The sequence below is a fragment of the Nocardioides panacisoli genome (genome assembly GCF_019448235.1).
GTDB classification, from domain to species: Bacteria; Actinomycetota; Actinomycetes; order Propionibacteriales; family Nocardioidaceae; genus Nocardioides; species Nocardioides panacisoli_A.
This window is the reverse complement of the sequence record NZ_CP080409.1, coordinates 2,006,030-2,027,168: the sequence shown is the minus strand read 5'-3', so window position 1 is coordinate 2,027,168 and position 21,139 is coordinate 2,006,030. Positions and strand designations below refer to the sequence as shown.

Genomic DNA, 21,139 nt, shown 5'->3' with positions numbered 1-21,139 from the left:
CATGACCGCACAGGACGCGCGTACGCCGGCCGCCGTGGCCCGCGGCGCCCTCGAGCGCATCGGGGCGGGCGACCCCTTCACCAGTGACGGCGAGCTCGTCTGCCGCTCACCCATCGACGGCTCCGAGCTGGGACGGTTGCCGGCCCACCGGCCGGTCGACGTCCACGACGCCGTGGCCACCGCCGGTGCGGCGTTCGAGCAGTGGCGCACCACGCCGGCGCCGGTCCGCGGCCAGCTGGTTCGCGAGCTCGGCAACCTGCTGCGCGAGCACAAGGAGGACCTCGGCGCGCTGGTGACCGTCGAGGCCGGCAAGATCCGCTCAGAGGGCCTGGGCGAGGTCCAGGAGATGATCGACATCTGCGACTTCGCCGTCGGGCTGTCCCGCCAGCTCCACGGCCTCACCATCGCCAGCGAGCGGCCCGGCCACCGCATGATGGAGCAGTGGCACCCGCTCGGCGTGGTCGGCGTGATCACCGCCTTCAACTTCCCGGTGGCCGTGTGGTCCTGGAACACCGCCGTCGCGCTGGCGTGCGGTGACCCCGTGGTGTGGAAGCCCTCGGAGAAGTCGCTGCTCACCGCCCTGGCCTGCCAGGCGCTGCTGGAGGAGGCCGCGCGTCGCGTCGACGCCCCGGCCGGGCTCTCCCAGGTGCTGCTCGGCGGCGCCGATGTCGGCGAGGCGCTCGTGGACCACCGCGACGTCGCGCTGCTCTCCGCCACCGGGTCGACCCGGATGGGTCGCCAGGTCGCCCCCCGCGTCGCCGGTCGGCTCGGCCGCTACCTGCTCGAGCTCGGCGGCAACAACGCCGCGATCGTGACCCCGTCGGCCGACCTCGACCTCACGGTCCGCGGCATCGTCTTCTCCGCCGTCGGCACCGCCGGCCAGCGGTGTACGTCGCTGCGCCGCCTGATCGTGCACCACTCCATCCGCGACGAGGTCGTCCAGCGGCTGCGGGCGGCGTACGAGACGTTGCCGATCGGTTCGCCGCTGGAGGAGGGCACGCTCGTCGGTCCGCTGATCGACGAGGCGTCCGCCACGGCGTTCGGAGCCGCACTGGAGGCCGCGCGTGCGGACGGTGGCAAGGTGGTGACCGGCGGCGGGGCGCACGACGGCGTCGCCGGCGACGGGCACTACGTCCAGCCGGCGGTGGTCGACATGCCCGAGCAGACCGAGATCGTCCGCGCCGAGACCTTCGCGCCGATCCTCTACGTGATGGGCTATGACGACCTCGACGAGGCGATCGCGCTGCACAACGGCGTCGAGCAGGGCCTGTCCGCCTCGATCTTCACCCGCGACGTGCGGGAGGCGGAGCGGTTCCTGTCCGCCGCGGGCTCCGACTGCGGCATCAGCAACGTCAACATCGGCCCGTCCGGTGCCGAGATCGGCGGCGCGTTCGGCGGTGAGAAGGCGACCGGCGGTGGCCGGGAGTCCGGCTCGGACGCCTGGAAGGCCTACATGCGCCGCGCGACCAACACGGTCAACTACTCCGACGAGCTGCCGCTGGCACAGGGAGTCGAGTTCGGATGAGGGTCGGCCCGACCGAGTTGCGGGCCCGCTTCGCCCGCAGCCTCTCCGACCTCTACGGCACCGAGGTGCCGGCGTACACGACGCTGGTGGAGGTCAGTGAGGAGGTCAACGCCGAGGTGCTCGAGCGCCTGGGCGAGGAGGCCGAGCGGCTCGGCACCATCGACCGGGTGACCGCCGAGCGTCACGGCGCGATCCGGGTCGGGACCGCCGAGGAGCTGGCCCAGGTGGCGCGGGTCTTCGGGGCGTGCGGCATGCACCCGGTGGGCTTCTACGACCTGCGGGAGGCCACCGTGCCGATCCCGGTCGTCTCGACGGCGTTCCGCCCGACCGAGGTCGACGAGCTCGCGGCCAACCCGTTCCGGGTCTTCACCTCGGTGCTGGTGGCCGACGACCGCCGTTTCTTCGACGAGTCGCTGACCGCGGAGCTGGGGGAGCGACTGGCCGCCCGCGAGCTGTTCGCGCCCGAGCTGCTCGCGCTCGCCGACCGTGCCGAGGCCGAGGGCGGACTCGCCGAGGACGACGCCGACCGCTTCCTCGAGCTCGCCACCGCCGCCTTCGCGCTCTCGCCCGAGCCGATCGACCGGGCGTGGTACGACCGGCTGGAGGAGGTCTCCAGTGTCGCGGCCGACATCGGCGGCGTGACCTCGACCCACATCAACCACCTCACGCCCCGCGTGCTGGACATCGATGAGCTCTACGCCCGGATGACCGACCGCGGCATCACGATGATCGATGCCATCCAGGGCCCGCCGCGGACCGATCGCCCCGACGTGTTGCTGCGCCAGACCTCCTTCCGTGCCCTGGCCGAGCCGCGCACCTTCCGCGAGCCCGACGGCACCCTGGGGGAGGGGGCGCTGCGGGTCCGGTTCGGCGAGGTCGAGGCGCGCGGCGTCGCGCTGACCCCCGCCGGCCGGGCGTTGTACGACGACCACGGGATCGAGGCGTTCCCCGCCACCGAGGCGGAGCTCCACGAGGCCGACCTGGCCTACTACGTGCCCGACGGTGCGGGCGGTCTCCGACCGATCGTGTACGAGGACTTCCTGCCGCGCTCGGCGGCCGGCATCTTCGCCTCCAACCTGGACCGGGAGACGGCGGCCGACGCCGGGCAGGCAGCCGCGACGCGCGACGCGCACTGGATGCGGGAGGCCCTCGGCCGGCCGCTCGCCGACCCCTACGACCTCTACGAGGAGCAGCGCGCGTCCCACCGCTGACCGGCTACCCCGGGGGCAGTGGGACGCCCCGGGCCAGGTGGTCGGTCAACGCGCGCCGGCAGATCGCCTCGGCGGTGCGCAGCAACCGCTCGGTCGGCGAGGCGTCCTGCTGCAGCCGGTCGGTCACCCCGGCCACCAGTGAGGCGACGTCGGCGGCCGGCACCGCGCCGGCGTACTCCGCCGTCAGGCGCGCCCGCAGCGACTCCTCCCCGGTGGACTCACTCGCCGCCGGTGCGGCGAGGGCGCCGTCGGGTGCGAGCGCGCTGCTCGGCGCCGCCCCCGCGACCAGGGTCGCGGCGGTGAGGGCGAGGGCGGCCGCGGCACGCCTGCCGCGGGTGCGCCACGAGGCCGACGGGTGTCGGCGGGTGCGGTGACGGGGCTGGGCGGCCATGTCCGCAGCATGGGCCGCGAACCTGTCCGGACGCCGTGGACCCGCTGTGGGGCGGTCGTCAGCCGACGAGGCCGGCCACGGCGTCGGCGATCGCGGCGTCGTCGCCGTACCCCGTGCGCAGCACTTCCTCACCGCCGTCGTCGAGGACCACGAAGGAGGACTGCTCGGTGATGCCGAAGTGCCGGTAGAGGGCGCCGTCGGGGTCGCTGAGGTGGGTCGGCCCGGGTGCGTCCTCGGCGAAGGAGGCGATCGCGTCGCCGCCGTCGAGTGACCCGACGCCGACGAACGCGACCTGGTCGCCGTACTGCTGCGACAGGTCGGTCACCTCCTCGGCCTGGCCCCGGCACACCGGGCACCACGGAGCCCAGAACCACACCACCACGGGCTGGCCGGCCAGGGAGGCGCCCTCGAAGGAGCGCCCGCCCACGGTGGTCGCCTCGAACTCGAGGACCTCGGGGACCGGCGCCTCGGCCGTCGGCGTGGCGGTCGCCGGCTCCGCGGAGCCTTCGGTGGCCGCATCGTCGTCGGCGGGGGTCGGGTCCTCCGGCGCCGACGGCGTGGCGGAGGCGGTGCTGCTCGCGGTGGGCTCGGCCTCGCCGGAGCAGGCGGCCAGGCCCAGCACGAGGCCGGTCGCGAGGATCGGTCGCGCCAGCGCGCGGAGTGCGGTGCGGGTCATCGGGGTTCCTCGGGGGGTCGTGGTCGGTGCTGCGCGGGGTCGTACTCCGGGTCGTCCGGGTGGTCGCCGCGCACGGCTCGGGCCCCCACCACGCGTACGACCACGAGTACGACGGCCGCGATCGAGATCAGCGCGAGCAGGAGTACGACGGCCTCGCCCGACATCAGCATGTCCATCATGACGATCACATCCTTGCCCCGAGGGTAGGCCGTCGCGGGCGTGGCAGACCCTTACGGTCCGGTGACGCCTCGACCGGGCACCGGGGTCGGCGGCTGTGGGGTGGGGCACAACTGCTTTGCGCCGGTCGGCGTCGTCCCGTATGGTCAACGCGGTTGACACGGTTGATGTTGTCAACCAAATCTGATCCTCCTCCCCGGAAGGGAACCTGCATGCCCGACGCCACCCAGCGTGCCGACCGCCCGTCGCTCGCGGTCATCGCCCTGTGCTTCGGTGGCCTCACTGCGGCGCTGACGCAGACCATGGTCATCCCGATCCAGAGCGACCTGCCCCGGCTGCTGGATGCCGCCGCGGTGGACACCGCCTGGGTGGTGACCATCACCCTGCTCAGCGCGGCCGTCGCGATGCCGATCACCGGACGCATCGCCGACATGATCGGCAAGCAGCGCGTCCTGGTCGCCAGCGCCGTGGTCCTGCTCGTCGGGTCCGTCGTCTGCGCGCTCGCGGACGGGCTCGCGGCCATGCTCGTCGGCCGCAGCCTCCAGGGCGTGGCCATGGGCTTCATCCCCGTCGGCATCGCCCTGCTGCGCGAGATCGTGCCGCCGGACCTGGCGGCCACCGCGATCGCGGCGATGAGCGCCACCCTCGGCGTCGGCGGCGCCATCGGCCTGCCGCTGTCCGCCTGGATCGTCGACGTGGGCGACTGGCACCTGCTGTTCTGGGTCTCCTCGGGTGCGGCCGCCCTGGTGCTGGTCGCGGTGCTCGCGCTCGTGCCGCACGTCCACGACGCCCGACCGGCGCGGTTCGACGTACCCGGCGCCATCGGGCTGGCCGTCGGACTGGTCCTCGCCCTGGTGGGGCTGTCCAAGGCCAGCACCTGGGGCTGGGGCGACGAGCGCACCGTGGGATGCCTCGTCGGCGGCATCCTCGTCCTCGTGGCCTGGGCCTGGCTCGAGCTGCGCACCAGCGAGCCGCTGGTCGACCTGCGCAGCACGGCCCGGCTGCCGGTGCTGCTCACCAACATCGCAGCGGTGGCGATCGGCATGGGCATGATGGCGCAGGCCATCGTCATCCCGCAGCTCCTCCAGATCCCCGAGCAGGCGGGCTACGGGCTCGGCCAGAGCATCCTCGCGACCGGCCTGTGGATGGCGCCCGGTGGCCTGATGATGATGGTCTTCGCCCCCGTGTCGAGCCGCCTCATCACCGGCATCGGCGCCAAGCCGACACTGATGATCGGCGCCACCGTGCTCGGACTCGGGTACGTCGTCGCGCTCGGCCTGATGGGGAGCCCGTGGCAGCTGGTGATCGCGACGCTGGTGATCTCCACCGGCGTGGGCATCGGCTACGCCGCGATGCCGACTCTGATCCTCGACGCGTCCCCGCCGCACGAGGCCGGGTCCGCCGTCGGGGTCAACACGCTGATGCGCTCGCTGGGCACCACGATCGCCTCGGCGCTGATGGCCACGGTGCTCACCAGTTCCACGATGTCGCTGGGACCGGTCGCCGTGCCGACCGAGAGCGCCTTCCGGTGGTGTTTCGTCATCAGTGCGGCCGCAGCGCTGGTCGGGGTGGCCATCGCCGCCACGATCCCGCGGCGGCGTACCGACGTCGACGCCGAGCCGGAGCTGGCCACCGCCGACGCGTGAGGCGGTCGGGCTACTCCTGCGAGCGCACCCGGATGCCGCTCAGCGGCACCGTCACCTCGCCGCCCGGGTCGGTGAAGAAGTCGTTGCCCTTGTCGTCCATGACGATGAAGGCGGGGAAGTCCTCCACCTCGATCTTCCACACCGCCTCCATGCCGAGCTCGGGGTACTCGATGACCTCCTGGCTCTTGATGCAGTCCTGCGCCAACCGGGCGGCGGGACCGCCGATCGAACCGAGGTAGAAGCCGCCGTGGGTGCCGCAGGCCTCGGTGACCTGCTTGGACCGGTTGCCCTTGGCCAGCATCACCATCGACCCGCCGGCCGCCTGGAACTGCTCGACGTAGGAGTCCATCCGGCCGGCGGTCGTGGGTCCGAAGGAGCCCGAGGCCATCCCGTCGGGGGTCTTGGCCGGGCCGGCGTAGTAGACCGGGTGGTCCTTGAGGTAGTCCGGCATCTCCTCGCCGGCGTCGAGGCGCTCCTTGATCTTGGCGTGGGCGATGTCGCGCGCCACGACCAGCGGCCCGGTCAGCGAGAGCCGGGTCTTCACGGGGTGCTGCGACAGCTCGGCGAGGATCTCCGGCATCGGGCGGGTCAGGTCGATCGACACGACCTCGCCACCGGCGATGTCCTCGGCCACGCCGGTGTCGGGCATGTACTGCGCCGGGTCGGTCTCGAGCTGCTCGAGGAACACACCGTCGGCGGTGATCTTCCCCAGGGCCTGGCGGTCGGCCGAGCACGACACCGCGATCGCGACGGGGCAGGACGCGCCGTGGCGGGGGAGCCGCACGACCCGCACGTCGTGGCAGAAGTACTTGCCGCCGAACTGCGCTCCGATGCCGAAGGACTGGGTGAGCTCGAAGACCTGCTCCTCGAGCTCGGTGTCGCGGAATCCGTGGGCACTCATCGAGCCCTCGGTGGGCAGGTCGTCGAGGTAGTGCGCGGAGGCGTACTTGGCGGTCTTCAGCGCGAACTCCGCCGACGTGCCGCCGATGACCACGGCGAGGTGGTACGGCGGGCAGGCGGCGGTGCCCAGGGAGCGGATCTTCTCGTCCAGGTAGTCCAGGATCCGCTCGGGGTTGAGGATCGCCTTGGTCTCCTGGAACAGGAAGGACTTGTTCGCCGACCCGCCGCCCTTGGCCATGAACAGGAACTTGTACCCCGGCGGGGTGTCGGCGTCCCCCGGCGTGGAGTAGAGCTCGACCTGGGCCGGCAGGTTGGAGCCGGTGTTCTTCTCCTCGAACATCGTCAGCGGCGCCATCTGGCTGTAGCGCAGGTTGAGCTGGGTGTAGGCGTCGTACACGCCCTTGCTGATCCACTCGGCGTCGTCGGCACCGGTCAGCACGCCCTCGGACTTCTTGCCCATGACGATCGCGGTGCCGGTGTCCTGGCACATCGGCAGGACGCCGCCGGCGGAGATGTTGACGTTCTTGAGCAGGTCCAGCGCCACGAACCGGTCGTTGCCCGAGGCGTCCGGGTCGTCGATGATCTTCCGGAGCTGCTGGAGGTGGCCCGGGCGCAGGTAGTGGGAGATGTCGTGCATCGCCTCGCGGGTGAGCCGCTGGATCGCCTCGGGACTGACCTGCAGGAAGGTGCGCCCGCCGGGCCCCTCGACCGTCTCGACCCCCTCGGTGGTGAGGAGGCGGTACGGCGTCTCGTCCTCGCCGTTGCTGCCCTTGGTCGGGAGGAGGTCTGCGTATCGGAACTCTGCGTCGGCCACGAATCCGTAGCGTACGCCGCCCGGCCCGGACGGGTGACCGCGCCCGCGGCGGCGGGCATACCGCGACGCCCGGAACCGTTGAGGTGGCATGCACCTCTACGACGCCGTGGTGATCGGGGCCGGCCAGGCCGGCCTCTCCGCGTCGTACCACCTGGGCCGCCTGGGCCTGGACCACGTCGTCCTCGACGCCAACGACGGGCCCGGTGGCGCCTGGCAGCACCGGTGGGACTCGCTGACCATGGACGACGTGCACGGCGTGGCCGACCTCCCCGACGCGCCGGCCCCGGTGCGCTCCGACGCTCGCGCCAACCACGTGCTGCCGGCGTGGTTCGAGCGTTACGAGCGCGACGGGGACCTGCCCGTGGAGCGGCCGGTGCGGGTCGACCGGGTCGAGACCGACGGCGCGCTCCTCGTGGTCGGTGCGGGGGAGCGGCGCTGGACCGCCCGGACCCTGGTCAACGCGACGGGCACGTGGACGCGGCCCTTCGTCCCGTCCTACCCGGGCGCCCGCTCCTTCCGCGGCGAGCAGTGGCACACCGCGCACTACCCGGGTGCGTCGCACTTCGACGGCCGACGGGTGCTCGTCGTGGGTGGCGGTGCGTCGGCGGTGCAGTTCCTCGGCGAGCTCGCGCCGCGGACCGACGTGCTGTGGGTGACGCGCCGCGAGCCCGTGTGGCGTGAGGACTTCGACGCCGACGCCGGCCGTCGCGCCATCACGCGCGTGCACGAGCGGGTACGCCGTGGCCTGCCGCCGGAGAGCATCGCCAGCGTCACCGGCCTGGCGCTGCGCCCGCAGGAGCAGGAGGCGGCCCGGCTCGGGACCTACGACGCCCGGCGGCCGATGTTCTCCCGGATCGAACCCGACGGCGTGCGGTGGGACGACCCCGCGGGCGCAGGGCAGGCGGCATTCGAGCGGGTGGACGCGATCCTGTGGGCGACGGGCTTCCGCCCGGCGATCGGCCACCTGGCGCCGTTGCACCTGCGCAGTGCGGACGGCGGCATCGCGCTGCTCGACGGTGGGCAGGACGTCCAGGCGAGTGTCACAGCCGCGGCCGACCCGCGGGTCCAGCTCGTGGGCTACGGGCCCTCGGCGAGCACGATCGGCGGCAACCGCGCCGGCCGCGCCGCGGCGTTGGCCGTACGCCGCCACCTGCAGGAGCGTGCGACGGGCCGCGCGGCCTGAACCACCGACGCCCACGTGCCGACCCGTCGACCGTCGTCACGCCGTGCGCTACGGTGGCGGTGAACTGCACACCACGGGAGTCCGCGGCAGCGGGCTGAGAGGGAGCTGGAGCCGCTCCGACCGTCACACCTGATCCGGATCATGCCGGCGAAGGGACGGATTCGCGTTGATCGCTCGACTGTTCTGCTTGGTCTCCGACCACGACGACCTCACGCTGCTGCCGGCGCTCGCCGATGCCGGCGTCGACGGCTTCCAGGTGCGCGCCAAGGGCCTCGCAGCGCGGCCGCACCTCACGCTGGTCGAGCAGGTGATGGCGGCCGTCGGTGACCGCGCCCAGGTCGTGGTCAACGACCGCGTCGACATCGCCCTCGCCGCCGGCGCCCACGGGGTCCACCTCGGCGACGACGACCTGCCGGTCGCCGCCGTGCGCCGCGCCGCACCGTCCCTGGTCATCGGTGCCACCTGCCGCGACCGTGCCTCGGTCGGGTCCGCCGCGGTGGACGGGGCCGACTACGCCGGCTTCGGCCCGGTCTTCGCGACCGACTCCAAGGCCGGGTTGCCCGACCCGCTCGGCACCGACGCCGTCGCCACCGCGGCAGGGCTGCTGCCGCTGGTCGCGATCGGCGGCATCACCGCCGGCAACGCACGTCGGGCCCGCGACGCGGGCGCCCACGGCGTCGCCGTCATCGGCGGCATCTGGCGCCCGCCCGACCCCGTCACGGCCGCGAAGGAGCTGGTGACGGAGGTCGCGTGATGCGCGTCCGGATCCTCGGAGCGGGCATCGTCGGCCTCGCCGTGGCCGAGGAGCTCCTGCGGCGTGGCCACGACGTCGTGGTGCACGACCCGTCCCCGGCCACGGGGGCGTCGTACGCCGCCGCGGGGATGCTGAGCCCCGCCGGCGAGCTGTGGCACGGCGAGGGTGAGCTCTTCCGGCTCGGACTCGCCTCGGCGGCACAGTGGCCGGCGTACGCCGAGGCGTTGGGTGTGGCGCTGCAGCGCACCGGCACGGTGCTCGTCGGGCGGGACGCCGCCGACCTGCAGGAGGTCGACCGTCGCGCCGAGCTGCTGCGCGGGGCGGGCGTCGCGGCGGAGTCGCTGACGCGGCGCGAGCTCGTCGCCCGCGAGCCCGGCCTGGGCCGGGTCGCCGGGGGAGTGCTGCTGCCCGAGGACCACAGCGTCGACCCGCGGGAGGTGCTGGCCGCGCTGCGCCGGCGGGTCCCCGTCGAGCAGGTCGAGCCGTCCCCGGTGGTCGAGCCGTCCTCGGTGGTCGAGCCTGTCGAGACCCCGGTCACCGTCGTCGCGACCGGTGCGCGGCTGCCCGCGCCCTTCACCGACCTCGTGCGACCCGTGCGGGGGGAGATCCTGCGCGTGCGCACCGACGACCCGCTGCACGGCACCGTGCGCGGCTGGGCCCACGGCCAGCCGGTCTACGCCGTGCCGCGGCGCGTCCGCGACGGCTGGCAGGAGGTGGCCATCGGCGCCACCTCCGAGGAGCACGGCGGGGACCCCGCACCGCACGTGGAGGGCGTCTTCCGGCTGCTCGAGGCCGCCCGCGCGCTGCTGCCCGGGCTGGACCGCGCCGTGTTCGACGAGGCGATCGCTCGCGACCGACCCGCGACGGCGGACCACCTGCCGCTCGTCGGACCCACCCACCTGCCGGGCGTCGTCCTGGCCGCCGGCCACCACCGTGCCGGCGTCCTGCTGGCACCGCTGACCGCCCGACTGGTGGCCGACCACCTCGAGACCGGAGCCGTCGAACCGGCCCTGGACCCCCGCAGGACCCGGGAAGGAGACACATGAGCACCCCACAGATCACCGTCAACGGAGAGCCCCAGGAGTTCGGCGGCACCGTCGCCGAGCTGCTGGAGCAACGACTGGGCGACGCGCGGCCCACCGGCATCGCGGTCGCGGTCGGGGAGGACGTCGTACGCCGCGACGCGTGGGCCACCCACGTGCTGGCCGCGGGCGACGAGGTCGAGATCGTGATGGCGGTGCAGGGCGGATGAGCAGCCTCACCATCGCCGACCACCCCTTCGACTCCCGGCTGCTGCTCGGGACCGGAGGGCTGCCGAACCTCGCGCTCCTGCCCCAAGTGCTCGACGCCGCGGCGCCGAGCATGGTGACAGTCTCGATGCGCCGCGCCTCGAGCACCCACGACGGAGGCCTCCTCGCCACGCTCCGCTCGGGCGGGGTGCCGGTGCTGCCCAACACGGCCGGTTGCCTGACCGCCCGGGAGGCGGTCCGCACCGCCGAGCTCGGCCGGGAGGCGCTCGGGACCGACTGGGTCAAGCTCGAGGTCATCGGCGACGAGACCTCGCTGCTGCCGGATGCCGTCGAGCTCCTCGACGGAGCAGAGCAGCTCGTGCGGCGCGGCTTCACCGTGCTGCCCTACACCACGGCCGACCCGGTCCTCGCGCGTCGGCTGGTCGACGTGGGCTGCGTGGCCGTCATGCCGCTGGGCTCGCCCATCGGGTCGGGCCTGGGCATCCTCGACCCCCACGCCGTGGCGGCGGTACGGGCCGCGGTGGACGTGCCGGTGGTGCTCGACGCCGGCATCGGCACCGCCAGCGACGCGGCGCAGGCCATGGAGCTGGGCTGCGACGCGGTCCTGGTCGCCAGCTCGGTGACCCGGGCGGCGGACCCGGTCGCGATGGCCCACGCGATGCGGCTCGGCGTCGAGGCGGGGTACGCCGCCCGCACGGCCGGGCGGATCCCGCGGCAGGCCGTCGCCCGCGCCTCCTCCCCGACCCGCGGGCGGATCGCATGATGCCGCCCGTCCTGCTGCTGACCGACCGCTCGCAGCTGCCGTTGGGCCGCAGCCTGCGCGCGACCGTCTCCGCCGCGGTCGCGGCCGGCGTCGACCACGTGGTGCTGCGCGAGCTCGACCTGCCGTGGGAGCAGCGGGCCGGCCTGGCCGAGGAGTTCGTCGACGTCGGCGCCACCGTCATCGCCGCCCACCGGCCGCTGCCGGGATGCGTGGGGGTCCATCTCCCTGCCGAGTCGGCGCCAACTCGGCCCACCAACCCGCCGAGTCGGCGCCAACTCGGCCGAGTTCACGCCGACTCGGCACCGCACGGACGGTCGTGCCACAGCGCGGCCGAGGTCCGTCGCGCTGCCGCGGCCGGGGCGTCGTACGCCACGCTCGGGCCGTTCGCGGCGACCGCCAGCAAGCCGGGCCACGGCCCCCCGCTCCCGCGGGAGGAGTACGCCGACCTCCCCGTGCCGGTGTACGCGCTCGGCGGCGTGGATGCCGACAACGCGGCCGCCGCGGTCGGGGCGGGCGCCCACGGCGTCGCCGTGATGGGCGCGTGGATGCGCGCGTCCGACCCCGCGGCGCTGGTCGCGCGGCTGCGGGAGGTGGTCGCATGAACCCGCCCGTCGTCGTCACGATCGCCGGCACCGACTCGGGTGGTGCCGCGGGCGTCGCCGCGGACCTGGCGACCTTCGCCGCCCACGGCGTGCACGGCGCGTGCGTCATCACCGCGGTCACCGCCCAGGACACCACCGGGGTGCGCGACGTCGAGCCGATGTCGGACGACATGGTCGCCGCGCAGCTCGACGCGGTGCTGGAGGACCTCGACCCGGTCGCCGTCAAGACCGGCATGCTGGCCACGCCGGGCACGGTGCGGCTGGTCGCCGAGCGCTGTGCCGACCGGATCCTTGTCGTGGATCCCGTGGTGGTGGCGACCTCGGGGGCGGTCCTCGCCGACGACGAGGTCGTCCGCGCCTACCGCGACCACCTGCTGCCGGTGGCGACCGTCGCCACACCCAACGCGGACGAGGACGACCTGCTGGGCCGCGCCCACGGCGGCACGGTCATCCGCACCGGCGGCGCCGGCGACGACCGGATCTGCGTGCCCGGCGCCGAGCAGGTCCTCGTGCCCCACCCGGTCGTGGCCACCGACAACGACCACGGCACCGGCTGCACCTACTCCGCCGCCCTCGCCGCCCGGCTCGCCCACGGCGACACCCTCCCGTTGGCGGCCGCTGCCGCGGCGGCGTACGTCGTCGACCAGCTGCGCACCAGCCAGCACTGGACCCTCGGCCGCGGCCGGGGACCGATTGCCCACACCCATCCCCATCACGAGAGGACGCCATGACCCAGACCGCCCGACCCGACACCGACGCCACCACCGCGACGACCGAGGAGGCCAGTCCCTTCCACCGCCCGGTGCATCCCCAGCACCGCCGCGTGCTCCACGGCGACCTCGGGGTGCCCACCACCCGCGTACACCTGACCAACGGCGACACCTTCGACCGCTACACGACCGAGGGGCCGGGGTCCGACCCCGAGGTCGGGCTGCCCCGGCTCCGCGAGGAGTGGATCCTCGCGCGCGGCGACACCGAGACCTACGAGGGGCGCGAGGTCCAGCTGCTCGACAACGGCCGCAAGGCGATCCGTGCCGGCCACGCGGCCGACGAGTGGCGGGGCGAACGCGTGGCCCCGCGTCGCGGGCTGCCGGGAAGCAACGTCTCGCAGCTGCACTACGCACGGCAGGGCATCGTCACCGAGGAGATGGCCTACGTCGCGGTCCGGGAGGGGTGCTCGCCGGAGTTCGTGCGCGACGAGATCGCCGCCGGTCGCGCGATCCTGCCCAACAACCTCAACCACCCCGAGTCCGAGCCGATGGTGATCGGGCGCAACTTCCTGGTCAAGGTCAACGCCAACATCGGCAACTCGGCGGTGACCAGCTCGATCGCGGAGGAGGTGGACAAGCTCACCTGGGCGATCACCTGGGGCACCGACACCTTGATGGACCTCTCGACCGGCGACGACATCCACACCACCCGGGAGTGGATCATCCGCAACTCACCCGTCCCGATCGGCACGGTGCCGATCTACCAGGCGCTGGAGAAGGTGGACGGCGAGGCGGACCGGCTCACCTGGGAGGTCTTCCGCGACACCGTCATCGAGCAGGCCGAGCAAGGCGTGGACTACATGACGATCCACGCCGGGGTGCTGCTGCGCCACGTGCCGCTGACGGCGGACCGCGTGACCGGCATCGTCAGCCGGGGCGGCTCGATCATGGCCGGTTGGTGCCTGGCGCACCACGAGGAGAGCTTCCTCTACACCCACTTCGACGAGCTCTGCGAGATCTTCCAGCGCTACGACGTCGCGTTCTCCCTCGGTGACGGCCTCCGACCCGGCTCCACGGCCGACGCCAACGACGAGGCCCAACTCGCGGAGCTGCGCACCCTGGGCGAGCTGACCCGCCGTGCGTGGAAGTACGACGTGCAGGTGATGGTCGAGGGGCCGGGCCACGTGCCGCTGGACCTGGTCAAGGAGAACGTCGACCTCCAGCAGGACTGGTGCCACGGCGCGCCGTTCTACACCCTCGGCCCGCTCGCCACGGACGTCGCGCCGGGCTATGACCACATCACCTCAGCGATCGGTGCGGCCACCATCGCCTGGCACGGCACGGCCATGCTCTGCTACGTCACCCCCAAGGAGCACCTCGGCCTGCCCAACCGCGACGACGTGAAGACCGGGGTGATCACCTACAAGCTCGCCGCGCACGCCGCCGACGTGGCCAAGGGGCACCCGGGTGCCCGTGACTGGGACGACGAGCTGTCCAAGGCGCGGTTCGAGTTCCGGTGGCACGACCAGTTCGCGCTCAGCCTCGACCCGCACACCGCCGAGGCGTTCCACGACGAGACGCTGCCGGCCGAGGGGGCGAAGACGGCCCACTTCTGCTCGATGTGCGGGCCGAAGTTCTGCTCGATGAGGATCAGCCAGGACATCGCGGACCGGTTCGGCAGCGACTTGGGTGCCGGTCTCGATCCCGAGGCCGGGATGCGGGAGAAGTCACGGGAGTTCATCGAGCTCGGCAAGAGCGTGTACGTCGACCCGTCGGCTGCGGATTAGGTCCCGGCGGTGCGGGGGACGGGTGGGATCGACCCGTCCCCCGCGGCTCACTGCTCCTGTGCGGCGAGCGCCCGCGACTCGGCGTCGGTGAAGAGGCGCGACCGGATCAGGAACCGCACCCCCTCGGGGGCCTCGAGGGAGAAGCCGGCACCGCGTCCCTCGACCACGTCGATCGTGAGGTGGGTGTGGGACCAGTAGCCGAACTGCGAGGCCGACATCCAGACCGGGACGGCCCGGTCCAGGCCGATGTCCAGGTCGCCGAGGTGGACGTCGCAGTCGCCGACCAGGAACTCCCCGTCGGGGTAGCACATCGGTGAGCTGCCGTCGCAGCAGCCGCCGGACTGGTGGAACATCACCGGACCGTGCAGGCCGACCAGGCGGCGGAGCAGGTCCGCCGCCCGGTCGCTGACCGCCACGCGGCTGGTCTCGATGCCCTCCTCGCTCGCTCCCCGCGATGCGCCGTGCTCGGACATCAGAAGAAGCCCAGCGCGTCCGGGGAGTAGGAGACCAGGAGGTTCTTGGTCTGCTGGTAGTGGTCGAGCATCATCTTGTGGTTCTCGCGGCCGATCCCGGACTGCTTGTAGCCACCGAACGCCGCGTGGGCGGGATAGGCGTGGTAGCAGTTCGACCACACGCGCCCGGCCTGGATCTCCCGGCCGGCCCGGTAGAGCTGGGCGTTGTCACGGGTCCACACGCCGGCGCCGAGGCCGTAGAGCGTGTCGTTGGCGATCTTCATCGCGTCGGCCTCGTCGTCGAAGGAGGTCAGTGACACCACGGGACCGAAGATCTCCTCCTGGAAGATCCGCATCGCGTTGTTGCCCTCGAAGACCGTCGGCGCGACGTAGTACCCCTCGGCGAGGTCGCCCTCGAGGACGGTGCGCTCACCGCCGGTGAGCACCTGGGCGCCCTCCTCCTTGCCGATCTGGATGTAGGAGAGGATCTTCTCCAGCTGGTCGTTGCTGGCCTGCGCACCGATCATGGTCGTGTCGTCGAGCGGGTTGCCCTGCTTGATCTGCTCCACCCGTGCCACGGCGTCATGGACGAAGTCGGCGTACATCGACCGCTGCACCAGTGCGCGGGACGGGCAGGTGCAGACCTCGCCCTGGTTGAGCGCGAACATCGCGAAGCCCTCGAGCGCCTTGTCGTAGAACGCGTCCCGCTCGCTGGCGACGGAGTCGAAGAAGATGTTGGGGCTCTTGCCGCCGAGCTCGAGGGTGACCGGGATGATGTTCTGGCTGGCGTACTGCATGATCAGCCGGCCCGTGGTGGTCTCGCCGGTGAAGGCGATCTTGGCGATCCGGCTGGAGGAGGCCAGCGGCTTGCCGGCCTCCACGCCGAAGCCGTTGACGACGTTGAGCACGCCGGCGGGGAGCAGGTCGGCGATGAGCTCGACGACCTTGAGGATCGACCACGGGGTCTGCTCGGCCGGCTTCAGCACGATCGCGTTGCCGGCGGCCAGCGCGGGGGCCAGCTTCCAGGTCGCCATCAGGATCGGGAAGTTCCACGGGATGATCTGGCCGACCACGCCGAGTGGCTCGTGGAAGTGGTAGGCGATGGTGTCGCCGTCGATCTCGGAGATCGATCCCTCCTGGGCGCGCAGGACGCCGGCGAAGTACCGGAAGTGGTCCACGGCCAACGGCAGGTCGGCAGCGAGGGTCTCGCGCACCGGCTTCCCGTTCTCCCAGGTCTCGGCGACGGCGAGGTCGGCGAGGTTCTCCTCGATGCGGTCCGCGATCCTGTTCAGGATCGTGGCGCGGGTGCCGGGGTCGGTGCGGCCCCAGGCCGGCGCGGCGGCGTGGGCGGCGTCGATGGCGGCCTCGACGTCTGCGGCGTTGCCGCGGGCGATCTCGGTGAACGGCTTGCCGTTCACGGGGGAGATGTTCTCGAAATAGGCGCCGCTGGACGGCTCGGTCCACTCACCGCCGATGAAGTGGCCGTAGCGGGGCGCGACGGTCACCGGGCTGTCCGCGGTGCCGGGGGCTGCGTAGATCGTCATGCTGGTCTCCTCAGGCGTAGGTGTGACGACGGTCACGACGCTAGGAGCGGTGACGTTGCAGCGGCGTTGCGCGCGACAGGGCCGTGGGGAGGCGCTCGGGAGGCAACCTAATTGCAACCTTGCGGTGTCATCCTGCCTCGAGGAGGTCCGTTTACATGATGGCAATCAGGGACGCCACCGCGATGCGAGCGGCAGTGGCGGACTCGTGGCACCGCTCGGCGGCGGCCGGGGTGCTGGCGGAGGACTCCTGTGCGCCCGTCACCGTGACCGGTGACCAGTTGCGCGACCTGCGTGATGCCCACCCCCTGGCGCGGGTGTTCCCGCTGCTGGACGACGTGCTCGGCCAGGCAGCGCGCGACTGTGACGCCATCATGGCCGTCTCCGACGAGGTCGGGCAGCTGCTGTGGCTGTGTGGTGCGCCGTCGGCGATGCGCCGCGCCGAGCGGATCGGCTTCGTCGAGGGCAGCAACTGGGACGAGCGACTGGCGGGCACCAACGCCCCCGGACTCGCACTACGCCTCGGGCGGCCCACGAGCATCGTCGCCGCCGAACACTTCCGGCACTCAGTGAAGCAGTGGAGCTGCGCGGCGACGCCGATCCACGACCCCATCGACTCCCGGCTCCTGGGGGTGCTCGACGTGACCGGCGGCGATGCGATCGTCGTCCCGCAGACCATGGGCATGGTGCGCGCCGCCGCCCGGCTCGCGGAGTCGGAGCTCGCGCGCGAGCTCCTCGTGCCCAGCCGACCCGACCCCGGCACCGGTCGTGGGCGGATCGCGGTGGAGTGCCTCGGACGTCACGAGTTGTTGCTCTCCGTCGACGACGGCTGGGGGCAGCGGGGCCAGGTCCGTCTCTCGCCCCGTCACAGTGAGATCTTCCTGCTGCTGGCCAGCGCTCCGCGCGGCCTGTCCGGGGACGAGCTGGCCGTGCTCCTCTACGAGGAGGACGGCGGGTCCTCGACCCTGCGGGCAGAGCTCAAGCGCCTGCGCGACCTGCTCGGTGAGGACCTGCTGGTGTCCCGGCCCTACCGGATCACCGCCGATGTCACCGGCGACTGGCTCGCCGTGGAGGCACAGCTCGCGGCCGGTGACGTGGCCGGCGCGGTGCGGGCCTACCGGGGACCGATGCTGCCGCGCTCGACCGCGCCCGGGGTGACACGGCTCCGTGAGGGGCTCGCGGACCAGCTGCGTTCGGCCGTTCTCCACTCCGCCCAGCCCGACCTGCTCTCCACGTGGACGCGATCGGTGTGGGGTGCCGACGACTACGACATGTGGGTCCGACTGCGCGACCTGCTGCCGACCGGCTCGCCGCTGCTGGCGCTGGCCGAGGGCCAGATCGGTCGGTTGGACCGCGAGATCGGACTGTGAACGAGGCAACGACGGTGACCGAATCCGACACCACGACTCGGAGGTGAGGATGACGACGATGGCGATGTCCGGCACGACCGCCGGGCCCGGGGCGTCGCGTCCCGAGCGCCACGACCCGACAGGGCCGCCGCTGGTCAAGTTCCATGCACCCGAGGTGGTCTTCGGGCCCGACTCGCTCGGGGAGGCCGGGTACGCCGCCGGCCGGCTCGGTGCCCGTCGTCCCTTCGTGGTGACCGACCCCGGCATCGTCGAGGCCGGCTGGGTCGACCAACTGCTCCCGCTGCTCCGTGCGGAGGGGCTGTCACCGGTCGTGTGGACCGATGTCACCCCGAACCCCAAGGACCACGAGATCCACCGCGCGTTCGACCGCTACCGGGAGTCCGAGTGCGACGTGATCGTGGCCATCGGCGGCGGCTCCTGCATCGACGCGGCCAAGGGTGTGGCGGTCCTGTCCGGCAACGGCGGTGACATCCGCAGCTACGCCGGGATCGACCAGGCGACGGCGCCGATCCCGCCGATGCTGATGATCCCGAGCACGTCGGGCACCGGCGCGGACGTGTCGCAGTTCTGCATCGCGACCGACACCGAGCGCCACGTGAAGCTGACCATCATGGGCCGTGCCCTCGTGCCCGACGTGTCGATCACCGATCCACGGCTGCTCACCACGATGCCCGAGGCGCTCAACGCCGCGACCGGGCTGGACGCGCTCACCCACGGCATCGAGTCCTACGTCTCGCTCGCCCACAACCCGCTCGCTGACGCCCACGCGATCACCGCCGTCGGGCTGGTCTGTCGCCACCTGCGCAGCACCATGGACCACCCGGACGCGATCGAGGGACGCTGCGAGATGGCGCAGGCGAGCCTGCAGGCCGGACTGGCGTTCACCAACGCGATCCTCGGTGCCACCCATGCGATGAGCCACCAAGTCGGTGGCCTGCTGGACGCGCCGCACGGCGTGGTCAACGGCGTCCTGCTGCCGCACGTCATCCGCTTCAACGCCCGCGCGACGCCGGAACGGTTCGTCGGTCTCGCCCGGTCGGCGGGCCTGGACGTGGACCGGGTCCCGGGCGAGGAGGCGGCGGACATGCTCGCCGACCACGTCCGCTCGCTCGCCGACGCGGTGGGCGTGCCCACCGGGCTGCGCGAGTTCGGTGTCACCGAGGAGGACCTCGACACCCTCGCCACCACGACGCTCGAGGACGCCTGCCTCACCACCAATCCGCGGCCCGCGGAGCACGCCGACATCAAGGAACTCTTCCGGGAAGCGCTGTGAGCCCGGGGACGTGCCGACGACTCCTCCCTCACCCGGGGGGCGGGTCGTCGTGAGCGCGGCGCCGACTCCTCCCGACCTGGCCGCGCTGACCGGGGTCCGCTCCGGCAAGGAGTCCTACTACCGCGCGTACGTGCGCTCGGACCAGCGCACCCAGCAGGCCGTGCGGGCGATGGACTCCATCTCCCGCGCCCTGGTGCGGACGACCGAGGGTCCACGGGGGCTGCTGGAGGAGGTCGTGCGCGCCGCCGGTGGCCACCTCGCCGCGACCTGGACGCTGCTCGCGCTCAGCGACGGCAACCTGCCCGGGGCCCGCCCCCGGTTCCTGGTGCTGGGGGCGGGGGAGGAGCACCCCGTCGACGACGACGGCGACCTGCCGGCCTTCGTACGCCGCGAGCTCGGCGCCATCCGGGCGGGGCTGTCGGTCCGCACCCGTGAGGACGAGCGGTGGGTCCGGGTCCCGATGACCTTGGAGGGCCACCAGGTCGGGGCCCTGGTGGGGTTGCACGGGCTGGTGGCCGACCCCGAGCCGGGGGACCTGGCGGTCCTGCGGATCCTGGCCAACCAGGCGGCGGTCTCCCTCCACACCTCCGAGCAGTACCAGGCCGGGCTGGCGATGCACCGTCGCGCGCAGCACCTCTACGACGAGGTGCGCGCCGGCGCCCGCGACCTCGCCTCCCGCACCCGGGAGCTGCGCCACGCCGAGCGACGCCTGGTCCTTGCCGAGCAGCGCGAGCTGCTCGATGCCGAGCGGCACCGGATCGCCCGGGAGCTGCACGACTCGGTCACGCACTACGTCCTCTCCGCGGGGATCGAGGTGGAGATCGCTCGGGGCGAGGTCGAGGGGATCCTCGGTGCCGATGCCCGGCTCGTCGACCGACTGGCGAACGCCAAGGGCCTCTCCCAGCAGGCAGTCGACCAGCTGCGGCGGGCGATCTACGCGTTGGACCGAGCCCACAGCGCGACGCGATCGCCGCTGCCCGACCTGTTGCGCGAGATCGCCGAGCAGCACCGTCCTCAGCTCGCCGTGCAGCTGCGCGTGGAGGGCAAGGTCGCCCACCTCACCGCCGACGCCGACCACGAGATCGCGCGTGCCGTCAGCGAGGCGGTCTTCAACGTCGCGATGCACGCCGAGGCACGACGGGTCGTGGTCCGCCTGCGCTACCGCAGTGACGAGCTGCTGGTCTCGGTCGCCGACGACGGCGTGGGCAATCCCCGGGAGCTGAGCAGGATGCTGCGCCTCGCGCGCGGGAACGCGATGGACGGTCACCACCGAGGCCTGGCCAACATCGAGGGTCGGGTCTCCGAGCTCGGTGGCCGGCTCGCCTTCCGCCGCGCTCGGCTCGGCGGGGTGCGTGTGGAGATCCGCGTGCCCCTGCCGCTGCCGGCCTCGCAGTCCTCGATCATCGAGCACCTGACCGAGCCGAGCGCTCCGGAGGAGGCGTCATGACGACGACCCCGGCCGAGCCGTCCGCGGAGATCCTGCGGATCGCCATCGTCGACGACCACGCGATCCTGCGGCAGGGCCTCCGATCGGTCCTGGAGCGGGAGGAGGGGCTCTCGGTCGTCGCCGAGGCGGCGAGCGCCGACGAGGCGTTGGTCATGGTTGCCGAGCAGCAGCCCCACATCGTGCTGCTGGACCTGAAGCTCTCGACCTCCAAGGACCGGGAGGGACTCGAGGTGTGCGCGATGCTCTCCGAGCGCCACCCCGACGTCGCGGTGCTGGTGCTCACGACCTTCCTCGACGAGCAGCTGGTGCTCCGTGCGGTGCGGGCCGGCGCCGCCGGGTACGTCGTCAAGGACGTCGACACCACCGGCCTGGTCCGCGCGATCCGTGACGTGAGTCGTGGCGGCAGCGCCTTCGATCCCCGCTCGGCGGCGGCGATGGTCAAGGGACTCAACGCCCCGCCGCCGGAGCCCCCGACCAAGCTGACCGCACGGGAGCTCGAGGTCCTCGGGCTGCTCGCGGCGGGCATGTCCAACCGGATGATCGGCGAGCGGCTCTTCGTCTCCGAGACGACGGCGAAGTTCCACGTCGGCAACATCCTGCGCAAGCTGGGGGTGACGCGTCGGGCCGAGGCGGTCTACGAGGCCTCCAAGGCCGGCCTGCTCTGAGC

General features: G+C 72.8%; 21 protein-coding genes and 1 riboswitch. Of the genes, 15 read left to right on the top strand and 6 right to left on the bottom strand.

The window, feature by feature from the left end; all coding sequences use genetic code 11:
• Nucleotide 1: 1 nt before the first annotated feature.
• Both KUV85_RS09885 and KUV85_RS09880 read left to right on the top strand, forming a co-directional pair.
• Nucleotides 2–1,525, top strand: coding sequence for an L-piperidine-6-carboxylate dehydrogenase (locus KUV85_RS09885; protein ID WP_219959725.1), 1,524 nt, complete (start codon nt 2–4; stop codon nt 1,523–1,525).
• Complete coding sequence (locus KUV85_RS09880) at nt 1,522–2,736, top strand: 2-oxoadipate dioxygenase/decarboxylase (protein WP_219959724.1); 1,215 nt, start codon at nt 1,522–1,524, stop codon at nt 2,734–2,736. Before KUV85_RS09885 ends, KUV85_RS09880 begins: the two co-directional genes overlap by 4 nt.
• Before the next feature lie 4 nt (nt 2,737–2,740).
• Here the strand turns inward: KUV85_RS09880 and KUV85_RS09875 are convergent, their stop codons facing one another.
• The 3 genes from KUV85_RS09875 to KUV85_RS09865 are packed head-to-tail and all read right to left on the bottom strand — an operon-like array spanning nt 2,741 to nt 3,982.
• Complete coding sequence (locus KUV85_RS09875; RefSeq protein ID WP_219959723.1) at nt 2,741–3,127, bottom strand: hypothetical protein; 387 nt, start codon at nt 3,125–3,127, stop codon at nt 2,741–2,743.
• A gap of 58 nt (nt 3,128–3,185) precedes the next feature.
• Entirely contained in the window at nt 3,186–3,803 is a 618-nt protein-coding gene (locus tag KUV85_RS09870; RefSeq protein WP_219959722.1) for a redoxin family protein, read from the bottom strand.
• Entirely contained in the window at nt 3,800–3,982 is a 183-nt protein-coding gene (locus KUV85_RS09865) for a hypothetical protein (protein WP_219959721.1), read from the bottom strand. The genes KUV85_RS09870 and KUV85_RS09865 overlap by 4 nt, the downstream gene beginning before the upstream one ends.
• 210 nt (nt 3,983–4,192) lie before the next feature.
• Between KUV85_RS09865 and KUV85_RS09860 the strand changes: the two genes are divergently transcribed.
• A complete protein-coding gene (locus KUV85_RS09860; protein WP_219959720.1) occupies nt 4,193–5,626 on the top strand; it encodes an MFS transporter in 1,434 nt (477 codons plus the stop codon).
• A gap of 10 nt (nt 5,627–5,636) precedes the next feature.
• Here KUV85_RS09860 and KUV85_RS09855 read toward each other — a convergent pair whose 3' ends face one another.
• Nucleotides 5,637–7,340 (bottom strand): fumarate hydratase, encoded by a 1,704-nt coding sequence (locus KUV85_RS09855; protein WP_237690123.1) that lies wholly within the window; start codon nt 7,338–7,340, stop codon nt 5,637–5,639.
• A gap of 88 nt (nt 7,341–7,428) precedes the next feature.
• Between KUV85_RS09855 and KUV85_RS09850 the strand changes: the two genes are divergently transcribed.
• From KUV85_RS09850 to thiC, 8 genes are all read left to right on the top strand, one after another.
• A complete protein-coding gene (locus KUV85_RS09850; RefSeq protein WP_219959718.1) occupies nt 7,429–8,523 on the top strand; it encodes an NAD(P)-binding domain-containing protein in 1,095 nt (364 codons plus the stop codon).
• 63 nt (nt 8,524–8,586) lie between these two features.
• A riboswitch (TPP riboswitch) is annotated at nt 8,587–8,696 on the top strand.
• A complete protein-coding gene (locus tag KUV85_RS09845) occupies nt 8,690–9,277 on the top strand; it encodes a thiamine phosphate synthase (protein WP_219959717.1) in 588 nt (195 codons plus the stop codon). Its footprint overlaps the riboswitch before it by 7 nt.
• The gene (locus KUV85_RS09840; RefSeq protein ID WP_219959716.1) at nt 9,277–10,323 is read left to right on the top strand and encodes an FAD-dependent oxidoreductase; all 1,047 of its coding nucleotides are present in this window, start codon (nt 9,277–9,279) and stop codon (nt 10,321–10,323) included. Before KUV85_RS09845 ends, KUV85_RS09840 begins: the two co-directional genes overlap by 1 nt.
• Nucleotides 10,320–10,529 carry a sulfur carrier protein ThiS gene (thiS, locus tag KUV85_RS09835; RefSeq protein ID WP_219959715.1) on the top strand — a complete coding sequence of 70 codons (210 nt, stop codon included), beginning with the start codon at nt 10,320–10,322 and terminating at the stop codon, nt 10,527–10,529. Before KUV85_RS09840 ends, thiS begins: the two co-directional genes overlap by 4 nt.
• Entirely contained in the window at nt 10,526–11,290 is a 765-nt protein-coding gene (locus tag KUV85_RS09830; protein WP_219959714.1) for a thiazole synthase, read from the top strand. Before thiS ends, KUV85_RS09830 begins: the two co-directional genes overlap by 4 nt.
• On the top strand, nt 11,287–11,892 hold the full coding sequence (locus KUV85_RS09825) for a thiamine phosphate synthase (RefSeq protein WP_219959713.1): 606 nt from the start codon (nt 11,287–11,289) through the stop codon (nt 11,890–11,892). The genes KUV85_RS09830 and KUV85_RS09825 overlap by 4 nt, the downstream gene beginning before the upstream one ends.
• The gene (gene thiD / locus KUV85_RS09820) at nt 11,889–12,623 is read left to right on the top strand and encodes a bifunctional hydroxymethylpyrimidine kinase/phosphomethylpyrimidine kinase (RefSeq protein ID WP_219959712.1); all 735 of its coding nucleotides are present in this window, start codon (nt 11,889–11,891) and stop codon (nt 12,621–12,623) included. Before KUV85_RS09825 ends, thiD begins: the two co-directional genes overlap by 4 nt.
• Nucleotides 12,620–14,389, top strand: coding sequence for a phosphomethylpyrimidine synthase ThiC (gene thiC / locus KUV85_RS09815; RefSeq protein ID WP_219959711.1), 1,770 nt, complete (start codon nt 12,620–12,622; stop codon nt 14,387–14,389). The genes thiD and thiC overlap by 4 nt, the downstream gene beginning before the upstream one ends.
• Before the next feature lie 47 nt (nt 14,390–14,436).
• Here the strand turns inward: thiC and KUV85_RS09810 are convergent, their stop codons facing one another.
• Both KUV85_RS09810 and exaC read right to left on the bottom strand, forming a co-directional pair.
• Nucleotides 14,437–14,862 carry a DUF779 domain-containing protein gene (locus KUV85_RS09810; RefSeq protein ID WP_219959710.1) on the bottom strand — a complete coding sequence of 142 codons (426 nt, stop codon included), beginning with the start codon at nt 14,860–14,862 and terminating at the stop codon, nt 14,437–14,439.
• Nucleotides 14,862–16,385: an acetaldehyde dehydrogenase ExaC gene (gene exaC / locus KUV85_RS09805; protein WP_219959709.1), complete on the bottom strand. Its 1,524-nt coding sequence runs from the start codon at nt 16,383–16,385 to the stop codon at nt 14,862–14,864. Before exaC ends, KUV85_RS09810 begins: the two co-directional genes overlap by 1 nt.
• Before the next feature lie 155 nt (nt 16,386–16,540).
• Between exaC and KUV85_RS09800 the strand changes: the two genes are divergently transcribed.
• From KUV85_RS09800 to KUV85_RS09785, 4 genes are read left to right on the top strand one after another with little or no spacing between them, the layout of a single operon-like run.
• Nucleotides 16,541–17,752 carry a helix-turn-helix domain-containing protein gene (locus KUV85_RS09800; protein ID WP_219959708.1) on the top strand — a complete coding sequence of 404 codons (1,212 nt, stop codon included), beginning with the start codon at nt 16,541–16,543 and terminating at the stop codon, nt 17,750–17,752.
• A 58-nt stretch (nt 17,753–17,810) separates the two neighbouring features.
• On the top strand, nt 17,811–19,025 hold the full coding sequence (locus KUV85_RS09795; RefSeq protein WP_219959707.1) for an iron-containing alcohol dehydrogenase: 1,215 nt from the start codon (nt 17,811–17,813) through the stop codon (nt 19,023–19,025).
• Between the two features lie 49 nt (nt 19,026–19,074).
• Nucleotides 19,075–20,472 carry a MadS family sensor histidine kinase gene (locus KUV85_RS09790; protein WP_219959706.1) on the top strand — a complete coding sequence of 466 codons (1,398 nt, stop codon included), beginning with the start codon at nt 19,075–19,077 and terminating at the stop codon, nt 20,470–20,472.
• On the top strand, nt 20,469–21,137 hold the full coding sequence (locus tag KUV85_RS09785) for a MadR family response regulator transcription factor (protein WP_219959705.1): 669 nt from the start codon (nt 20,469–20,471) through the stop codon (nt 21,135–21,137). Before KUV85_RS09790 ends, KUV85_RS09785 begins: the two co-directional genes overlap by 4 nt.
• Nucleotides 21,138–21,139 lie beyond the last annotated feature (2 nt).

Bases quoted from the DNA above. Each gene is read 5' to 3' on its own strand.
- KUV85_RS09885 (WP_219959725.1), top strand. From the start codon at position 2: ATGACCGCACAGGACGCGCGTACGCCGGCCGCCGTGGCCCGCGGCGCC.
- KUV85_RS09880 (WP_219959724.1), top strand. From the start codon at position 1,522: ATGAGGGTCGGCCCGACCGAGTTGCGGGCCCGCTTCGCCCGCAGCCTC.
- KUV85_RS09875 (WP_219959723.1), bottom strand. From the start codon at position 3,127: ATGGCCGCCCAGCCCCGTCACCGCACCCGCCGACACCCGTCGGCCTCG.
- KUV85_RS09870 (WP_219959722.1), bottom strand. From the start codon at position 3,803: ATGACCCGCACCGCACTCCGCGCGCTGGCGCGACCGATCCTCGCGACC.
- KUV85_RS09865 (WP_219959721.1), bottom strand. From the start codon at position 3,982: ATGATGGACATGCTGATGTCGGGCGAGGCCGTCGTACTCCTGCTCGCG.
- KUV85_RS09860 (WP_219959720.1), top strand. From the start codon at position 4,193: ATGCCCGACGCCACCCAGCGTGCCGACCGCCCGTCGCTCGCGGTCATC.
- KUV85_RS09850 (WP_219959718.1), top strand. From the start codon at position 7,429: ATGCACCTCTACGACGCCGTGGTGATCGGGGCCGGCCAGGCCGGCCTC.
- KUV85_RS09840 (WP_219959716.1), top strand. From the start codon at position 9,277: ATGCGCGTCCGGATCCTCGGAGCGGGCATCGTCGGCCTCGCCGTGGCC.
- thiS (WP_219959715.1), top strand. From the start codon at position 10,320: ATGAGCACCCCACAGATCACCGTCAACGGAGAGCCCCAGGAGTTCGGC.
- KUV85_RS09830 (WP_219959714.1), top strand. From the start codon at position 10,526: ATGAGCAGCCTCACCATCGCCGACCACCCCTTCGACTCCCGGCTGCTG.
- KUV85_RS09825 (WP_219959713.1), top strand. From the start codon at position 11,287: ATGATGCCGCCCGTCCTGCTGCTGACCGACCGCTCGCAGCTGCCGTTG.
- thiD (WP_219959712.1), top strand. From the start codon at position 11,889: ATGAACCCGCCCGTCGTCGTCACGATCGCCGGCACCGACTCGGGTGGT.
- thiC (WP_219959711.1), top strand. From the start codon at position 12,620: ATGACCCAGACCGCCCGACCCGACACCGACGCCACCACCGCGACGACC.
- KUV85_RS09810 (WP_219959710.1), bottom strand. From the start codon at position 14,862: ATGTCCGAGCACGGCGCATCGCGGGGAGCGAGCGAGGAGGGCATCGAG.
- exaC (WP_219959709.1), bottom strand. From the start codon at position 16,385: ATGACGATCTACGCAGCCCCCGGCACCGCGGACAGCCCGGTGACCGTC.
- KUV85_RS09800 (WP_219959708.1), top strand. From the start codon at position 16,541: ATGATGGCAATCAGGGACGCCACCGCGATGCGAGCGGCAGTGGCGGAC.
- KUV85_RS09795 (WP_219959707.1), top strand. From the start codon at position 17,811: ATGGCGATGTCCGGCACGACCGCCGGGCCCGGGGCGTCGCGTCCCGAG.
- KUV85_RS09785 (WP_219959705.1), top strand. From the start codon at position 20,469: ATGACGACGACCCCGGCCGAGCCGTCCGCGGAGATCCTGCGGATCGCC.